General features: G+C 41.7%; 5 protein-coding genes. 4 read left to right on the top strand and 1 reads right to left on the bottom strand.

The genetic code is table 11. From position 1 onward, the window contains the following. Positions 1 to 68 precede the first annotated feature (68 nt). Positions 69 to 1,847: an acyl-CoA dehydrogenase family protein gene (locus tag QZT69_RS13200; protein WP_294674931.1), complete on the top strand. Its 1,779-nt coding sequence runs from the start codon at positions 69 to 71 to the stop codon at positions 1,845 to 1,847. A 125-nt stretch (positions 1,848 to 1,972) separates the two neighbouring features. Continuing rightward, positions 1,973 to 4,339: a choice-of-anchor J domain-containing protein gene (locus QZT69_RS13205; protein ID WP_294674934.1), complete on the top strand. Its 2,367-nt coding sequence runs from the start codon at positions 1,973 to 1,975 to the stop codon at positions 4,337 to 4,339. Between the two features lie 352 nt (positions 4,340 to 4,691). Here QZT69_RS13205 and QZT69_RS13210 read toward each other — a convergent pair whose 3' ends face one another. Then, complete coding sequence (locus QZT69_RS13210; protein WP_294674937.1) at positions 4,692 to 5,051, bottom strand: hypothetical protein; 360 nt, start codon at positions 5,049 to 5,051, stop codon at positions 4,692 to 4,694. 90 nt (positions 5,052 to 5,141) lie between these two features. On the opposite strand from QZT69_RS13210, the gene QZT69_RS13215 reads away from it, so the two are divergent. Both QZT69_RS13215 and QZT69_RS13220 read left to right on the top strand, forming a co-directional pair. Beyond that, positions 5,142 to 5,750: a ribonuclease HII gene (locus QZT69_RS13215; RefSeq protein ID WP_294674939.1), complete on the top strand. Its 609-nt coding sequence runs from the start codon at positions 5,142 to 5,144 to the stop codon at positions 5,748 to 5,750. Positions 5,751 to 5,831: 81 nt separating this feature from the next. Continuing rightward, a partial coding sequence (locus QZT69_RS13220; protein ID WP_294674941.1) for a hypothetical protein occupies positions 5,832 to 6,804 on the top strand: 973 nt, incomplete at its 3' end.

Genomic DNA, 6,804 nt, shown 5'->3' on the forward strand with positions numbered 1-6,804 from the left:
TGCTTGCATAGTAATGTTTTATTTCATATCTTGGACGCAAGAAACGAACTTAAAAACAATATAAAATTATGTCACAAGCTATTAAGGGCGGAGAATTCATCATCCGCGATGTTACCCCTCAAGAAATATTCACCCCGGAAGAATGGTCGGAAGAGCAGCGAATGATTGCTCAGACTTGTGATGATTTTATTGAACAGGAAATCACACCAATCCTGGAGCGTATCGACAAGATGGAAGAAGGGTTAATGCCTTCACTGCTTCAAAAAGCCGGTGAATTGGGAATGCTTGGATTATCTGTTCCGGAAGATTTAGGCGGAATGGGTGTTGATTTCAAAACATCCCTTTTAGCTACCGAGCACCTTGGAAAAGGACACTCATTCTCCGTGGCTTACGGCGCCCACACGGGAATTGGTACTTTACCCTTGTTATACTATGGAAATGCAGATCAAAAAGCAAAATACATTCCGAAGCTGGCAAGCGGGGAATGGAAAGCTGCTTACTGCTTGACCGAACCAAGTGCGGGATCAGATGCAAACTCGGGTAAAACAAAGGCGGTTCTTACACCTGATGGAAAACACTATGTACTGAACGGACAGAAAATGTGGATTACCAATGGAGGATTCGCAAATTTCTTCACTGTTTTTGCTAAAATCGACGATGACAAAAACCTATCGGCATTTTTGGTAGAAGCAGATTCGGAAGGGATCAGCCTGAATCCGGAAGAAAAGAAAATGGGTATCAAAGGTTCATCAACCCGCCAGGTATTCTTCAATAATGTGAAAGTACCGGTTGAAAACATGCTTTCAGAGCGTGAAAACGGGTTTAAAATTGCCTTAAACATCCTGAACATCGGTCGTATAAAATTGGCTGCCGGAGTCTTGGGAGGAGCAAAACAAACTATCACTGATTCTATCCGTTACTCCAATGAACGTGAACAGTTTGGAAGAAACATTTCAAAATACGGTGCTATCCGATTCAAAATTGCCGAGCAGGCCATCAGAACTTACGTGGCTGAATCTGCTATCTACCGTGCAGGTCAGAATATCGATGATGCAATCCAGGCATATGTGGCAGGCGGCATGGAGAAAGGTGCGGCTACATTAAAAGGAATCGAACAATTCGCCCCGGAATGTGCAATCCTCAAAGTTGCCGGCTCAGAATGTTTGGATTATGTTGCCGATGAAGGTGTACAAATTTTCGGAGGAATGGGATATTCGGCAGAATCTTCTGTTGAAAAAGCTTACAGAGACTCCAGAATTAACCGGATTTTCGAGGGAACCAACGAGATCAACCGCTTATTGATCGTTGATATGGTATTGCGCCGTGCGATGAAAGGGGAACTTGACTTAATGGGCCCGGCTATGAAAGTCGCTTCCGAATTAATGAGTATTCCTGAAATGACAGAACCGGGATCTCACCCATTGGCCTCACAACGACAAGCACTTTCCGGATTCAAGAAAACCATTTTGATGGTTGCCGGTTCCGCAGTTCAAAAACTGATGCAGACCCTGTCGAAAGAACAGGAAGTCCTGATGAACATTGCGGATATCGCCATCTGGGTTTACCAGGCTGAATCGGTGCTGCTCCGCGTAGAGAAATTAATTGAAAAAAAAGGAGAAGCAGCGGCAGCTATTCCAATCTCTATCGTTAAAACGTATTTCTACGACGTTGCAGAGCTGATTGACAAAGCTGCAAAAGATGCAATTTACAGTTTCGCAGACGGTGATGAGGCACGCATGATGGCAACCGGTGTGAAGCGTTTTACGAAGCTTGATCCGATCAACCCGAAAAACGAAAGACAGGCAATTGCTCAATATTTGATTGACAAGAACGCTTATACATTGTAATTCCTCTCCCGACTCTAGCGGGACTCAATTGGAATTGGTTAAAATGAAAGCCCTGGCGATAAATGTCAGGGCTTTTTCTTTTTGATTTAATATTCAGTAACTTCGCTGTCTATTACTTATTTATTATGAAAAAACACATACTATTCATTGCTTTCTTTTTAAGCTTTTTCGGTTTTTCGCAAACCTATTATTTGGAAGATTTTGACGGAATTCCCGGTCCAACCGCTGGTGGCGCAGGCACTTACAACTTTGCCCCGGGTTTTTTACTGAGAAATGTTGACAACAGAACTCCTGATGCCCAGGTAGCTTATGTCAATGAAGCATGGGAAAGAAGAGAGGATTTCGGAGGAAATGTTACCGATTCGGCAGCTTTCAGTACGTCCTATTATTCACCGGTAGGCGCGGCAGATGATTTCATGTGGACACCCATGCAGACCATCCAGCCAAACACTACTCTTTTTTGGAATGCGAAAGCGTACGATCCTTTATATCCCGACGGATACGAAGTACGGATTATGACAGCTCCGAATGTTCCGACCGGTGGTACGGGAGTTCTTGGCAACCAGGTAAGCGCTTCCACAGTAGTTTTCTCCACAGCTGCAGAAAATGCAAGCTGGACAACACGTTCGGTATCATTAAGTGCGTATTCGGGTCAAAATGTATACATCGGTTTCAGAAACACCTCAAATGACAAATTCATTTTGGTTATTGATGACATTGAACTGCGTGTAATTAACAATTACGATCTTTCAGTTATTACTCCTACTCAAAATCCATATACCATTGCTCCCGCGAACCAATTGACCACCCCTCAAAATTTCATACTGGAAGCTGCGGTTAGAAACTATGGAATACAAACATGTACAAATGTTTCTTTTAATTGTCAGGTGTTTAGAGATGGCATTTTAGAAACAACTGTTTCAAGTAATAGTGTTACTTCACTGACTCCGGGAGCCACAACAGCATTACTGACTACGACTTATACTCCAACTTCAGAAGGTGTATATACCTTCAAGTACTTCCCGGCTGCGACAGAAACGGACCAAAACCCCGCAAACGACACCATCCAGCATTCTGCTATCACGGTTACCGATGAAGAAATAGCCCGGGATAATGGAGATATTGTGGGACAACTGGGAATTGGAGCTGGAACTACAGGATACCTTGGACAGGTTTTCAATATCGAAAACACCACATCTCTCACTGGAGTTAAGGTTCATTTCACACGTGGATACTCCGGAAAGAAACTGGCAACTGCCATCTTCAATACCAATGGAAGCGGAGTGCCTACCACTTTATTTGCCTCTACGGATACCCTCCTTTACCTGGATGACAGCGCAAGAACTTATTTCCTTCCGATTCACGGCGGACCTTTAACATTGGCCCCTGGAAAATATGGATTCATTCAAATCGAATTTGATTCGACTTTAGCACTGGCACAAACCTCGGGGATTTTTCAAAACAATTCAGTGTATGTTCAATGGGCGGCAAACGGACCAAACTTCACTGCTGTGGAAAGCTTTGGAACCAACTTTGCAAAGTCGTTTGTTATCCGGCCTCAATTCGATATCTGTTTTGGGGAGATCGGCGGCGTTCTGTCAAATTCCACCAATGCAACATGCGAACTCGCAAACGGAGATGCTTCCTTGACTTTGGATCCGGGTTATACAGTGCTATGGGAAGATTCTTCAACGAATACGACCATCACGGGTTTGGCTGCAGGTTATCACACCTACACTATTTCGAATGCAGATTGCGCTTTCATGGACTCGGTCGAAATTACAACAACATCCGTTCCTGATCTTACGATATTATCTTCGACAAATCCACTTTGTACAGGTGATTCCGGAATAATTGAATTAGATATCCAGAATGGTCAGGCACCTTACACCGTAAGTTGGAATATTGCCGGCGATTCTACTGTTCTAACAGCTCCGGCAGGAACTTATACCGCTACGATTACGGATGCCGGAGGTTGTACCGCAATCATTTCGGATACATTGACAGAACCCGCTCCAATTGCAGCAAATCCATCGAGTACAATTAGCTCATGTTCCAATTGTCCGGATGGAACGGCAAGTGTATCTCCAACAGGAGGAACGCCTCCTTATAACTATATCTGGAGTAACGGGGGCACAACAGCTGCGATCTTAAATCTGCTTCCCGACACTTTCAATGTGATCATTACTGACGCTAATGGATGCGAAGCACAAACATCCGTTGTCGTCGATTTCTCTACTTTGAATATCGACGAATTGGCTCAGTTCGGAGTGACTGTTTACCCGAACCCTATGACTGATTTCATTAAGATCGAATCGACTAAAAACAACATCGGACGAGTAGAATTAATGGACAACGCCGGCCGTTTGGTCATGGAAAGCACGATTGACAATAAAATTGGTCAACTTGAAACAAGCCAACTTGCAAAAGGAAACTATCAATTGATCATCCGTTCAAATAACCGGGAATTCAAAGTTCAGATAGTTAAATAAGAGAAAGCATCGCTTTCGAAAAAAACAAGCGTTAGTGCAGTTTAATTAAGCATCGCTTTCGAAAAAAATCCCGAAGTTTCGGGATTAGTGCAGTTAATTAAACATTGCTTCTGATAATATGACAAACGTCAGTGCGGTCACTAAAAAGCATTGTTACAGATAATTTATTTTAATGGATTTCGTATAAAATCAAGACATAGAAATCCCCCGGATTTGTAGTCCGGGGGATTTTTGTTTACCGAAAACAGTTGTTTATCAACTCATGTATTGATGGAAGTTATTTTTCCACAAACAAAAAATCCTCTCTGACAATAACTGTCAGAGAGGATTCAACTTATTTTTTAAAGAAAATCTATTTTAGATACTTATCCTTCATATCCTGGAAAGTCATACTTTCACTGCCTACTGTAATCGTACGAAGATCCAAAGCAACCAATAAACGGTTAATGACATTGATGTTCATATCTTCGTTTTTCAACAAAGTTACTTTTAAGATATCCGTGGACTCATTGAATGCTACCGTGAAATAGTCTTTGTAGTAGCCCTTTACAGCTTCCACTTTTTCAGCAGTGATTGATTCCGGAACCGAGAACTCAAATACTCCATTTGATTTTCCTGTTTTCAATTGAGATTCACTAATTGAAGCAGAGTTTTGGCTGAAAGCAAAAGAAGTTGCCAAAGACAAAACGAACAGCATTACTAACTTTTTCATAATTCTATAACAGTTTAATAAGTAGACGTATAAAAAAACCCAAAGGTTGTTCCGTGATAAATATACAATTATTTTAATAACATTTGCAGTATGCAATTATTAGACCATTTTGATGAAACGAAGCTGGAAGCTGGTTGTGATGAAGCCGGAAGGGGCTGTCTGGCCGGACCTGTGGTTTGTGCTTCAGTCATTTTACCAAAGGGTTTTTCGCATCACCTGTTGAATGATTCTAAACAGATCTCTGAAAAAAGCAGAAATTTATTACGCCCGATTATTGAACAGGAAGCTCTTGCATTTTCTGTTCAGTTCCTGCAACCTGATGAAATTGCAGAATTGAATATCTTAAAAGCTTCATTAACCGGAATGCATCGCGCGGCAATGGCACTAAAGGTTAGACCGGAGCTACTTCTTATTGACGGGAACAAAAAACTGCTTTCCAATGAAATCCCCTCTGTGCCTATTATAAAAGGTGACGGGAAATATAAAAATATTGCAGCTGCTTCCATTCTTGCAAAAACTTATCGGGACGAATACATGGAGCGTCTTCACGAAGAATTCCCACATTATCAATGGCATATCAATAAAGGATACCCCACAAAGGTACACCGCGAAGCCATTGAAACCCACGGTGCATGCATCCATCATCGTCTTGGTTTTAATCTCCTGGGAAAAGGACAACTTTCGCTGTTCATGGAGTAAACAGTCAACTGTTAACTACTTCATGAGAAAGATGGAAAGTAAGGGAAATGAAGCATTACTTTTGAAATATAGTCTGAAATTATGTTCAATCGTTCAATCATTATTTTCCTGGTTATATGCTCTCTAGGCTGGATCAGCTACGTTGGATTCACATTGGTAGAAGGTTCAAGCGCTCCCCCAACCCCGGAAAACACATTTTCTCAGCAGGATGACACCATTATTGTGGTTCACAAACCAATGGAAGTAGATTATAACAATGACATTGTTTCCTCACTTCAAAAGAACAGTTTCTTTACCTTGCTTCTCAATGAACCGGAACGCATTCAGCATTTCTATTTTTCTACAAACCGGGACCTGGTGCTGCTGGAAAGAAGTAAACCCTGGACAAGCGAAATTGTAAAAAGCTACGCTGAACGACTTTCCTTATCATCAACTATTTCCACACAAAAGCACCTTTCATTATCCAATAGCTGGAAAGGTGAGTTCCACGGCAAATTCCTGGTGCTGTACAAGGGTGAATGGCTGCCTGTTCAGAAAAGTATTGCTTCGTGGAAGTACCTGGACCGGAAAAGCAGCCTCTCGCTGGTATATAGAACTACTGACCAAAGCTATGAAATAGAAGATTCCTATTTCATTTCCGGCAACAATGCAAAATATATAACCCATACGGGAAGTAAAGCCTTACCGCTTGTCAATGACCAGGAACTATTCCAGGAATTAATCCCTGCCGATTTTGACTCCTACACATTCTATGAAAAGAACTATTTGTTTAGCAAACACCCTGCAAAGTCAATCCTATCGGAATGGATCAATTTCGGTTTAGCTCTTATTGTCGACCAGAATGACAGTTGCCTGATCACGGACTACAAACCGGGGCAAGACCCGCTGGCAATTTTAAGTGAATTGGATCGTGTTGACATTTCAGACAAACAAAAACAGGCAACGTTAAAAGGTTATTATTTCCCTTTTCTGCACCAAAACAAAAAGATTTATCTGGAGATCTTCAATAACAGCGTACTTATTTCAAATTCACAGCAAAGTATTAACAGAATTA

Origin of the sequence: uncultured Fluviicola sp. (assembly GCF_902168135.1) — a bacterium.
Classification (GTDB): domain Bacteria; phylum Bacteroidota; class Bacteroidia; order Flavobacteriales_D; family Crocinitomicaceae; genus Fluviicola.